This window comes from Streptomyces sp. NPDC005799 (assembly GCF_040630525.1).
Classification (GTDB): domain Bacteria; phylum Actinomycetota; class Actinomycetes; order Streptomycetales; family Streptomycetaceae; genus Streptomyces; species Streptomyces griseorubiginosus_B.
Genome location: NZ_JBEXXQ010000212.1, coordinates 1 through 1467, shown reverse-complemented (window position 1 = coordinate 1467; position 1467 = coordinate 1). Strand labels below are relative to the sequence as shown.

1 protein-coding gene is annotated in these 1467 nt (G+C 65.6%); it reads right to left on the bottom strand.

Annotation, left to right across the window (positions count from 1 at the left end):
* Positions 1 to 113 precede the first annotated feature (113 nt).
* Positions 114 to 1367, bottom strand: coding sequence for an IS256 family transposase (locus ABZ453_RS51290; protein WP_359026979.1), 1254 nt, complete (start codon positions 1365 to 1367; stop codon positions 114 to 116).
* Positions 1368 to 1467: the final 100 nt, after the last annotated feature.

Sequence of the window (1467 nt, the reverse complement as noted above, 5' to 3'; positions counted from 1 at the left end):
CCCAAGGACAGCCCAGCCGTACGCCCTCCACTTCGAGATGATCAAGGAAGGTGGGCTTGACAACACCAACTTGGGCTAAAGGCAACGGTGTTGCCTTGACGTGGTGTAGGCGATCAATCGTCGGTCGTGTTGGTGGTTTTGGGGAGTGCGGGGGCGCTTTCGTCGGGCTCGCTGGGGTAGATCTGGTCCATGCTGCCCTCGGGTAGGTAGCGGCGGCGGCAGGCGATCCACTCGTCGTGCATCTCGAAGAGCACGGCGGTGACCAGCCGCAGCAGCGAGTCGTCGTTGGGGAAGACCTGGACGACGTCGATGCGGCGTTTGATCTCGCGGTTGATCCGCTCCAGCGGGTTCGTGGACTGAATCTTCTTCCAGTGCCGTTCCGGGAAGGCGGCGAAGGCGGTGAGGTCGTCCTTGGCGTCCAGGAGCATCTGTTTGACCTGGGGAAATTGTGCGCCAAGCATGTCGGCGACCGTGTCGAGCTGGTTGCGGACGGCTTCCTGGTCGGGCTGGGCGAAGATGGTGCGGATGGTCGCGGCGACCATCTCGGCCGCGTCCTTGGGGATCACGCCGAAGACATTGCGCAGGAAATGGACCCGGCAGCGCTGGTAGGCCGCGCCGATCATGACTTTGCGGATCGCCTTGACCAGGCCCGAGTGGTGATCGCCGAGCACGAGCCGGACACCGCCCAGGCCGCGTTCGCGCAAGGAGCGCAGGAACTGGGTCCAGAACACCTCGGTCTCGCTGTCGCCGACCATCACTCCCAGCACCTCGCGGCCACCATCCTCGGTGATGCCGGTGGCAATCACCACGGCCCGCGAGACGATCTGGTGCGCGACGCGTGCCTTGCAGTAGGTCGCATCGAGGTAGACGTAGGGGAAGCGGGTGTGGTCCAGGGGCCGGCCGCGGAACGCGGTCAGCTGGGTGTCCAGGTCCGCGCAGATCCGTGAGACCTCGCTCTTGGAGATCCCGCTGTCTGCTCCCAGTGCCTTGACCAGGTCGTCGACCGAGCGGGTGGACACCCCGTGGACGTATGCCTCCATGATGACGGCGAACAGGGCCTGGTCGATGCGGCGGCGGCGCTCCAGCAGGCTCGGGAAGAAGCTGCCCGAGCGCAGCTTGGGTATGCCCAGGTCCAGGTCACCGGCCTGCGTGGTCAGCGTCTTGTCGCGGTGCCCGTTGCGCAGCGCGGTGCGTGTCTCGGTGTGCTCGTTCCACTCCGCGCCGATCCTCGACGTCGCCTCGGCCTCGATCAGTTCCTGGAGCATCCGCTCGGCCACGGACCGGACGAGTTCGAGTCCGTCCGCCGAACGTAGTGACTCCAGCAGCCGAAGTAAGGAACCTGTGCGGCAACTATTGTCCGTCTTGATGTTGTCGGGCTGTGTCGATGCGGGCCTGTAGCTGTGCGCGGGTGCGGGCCCTGGGGCCGTCGACCGGAGCGATGTAGATGTCGTGGAGGGCGAGGAGTTC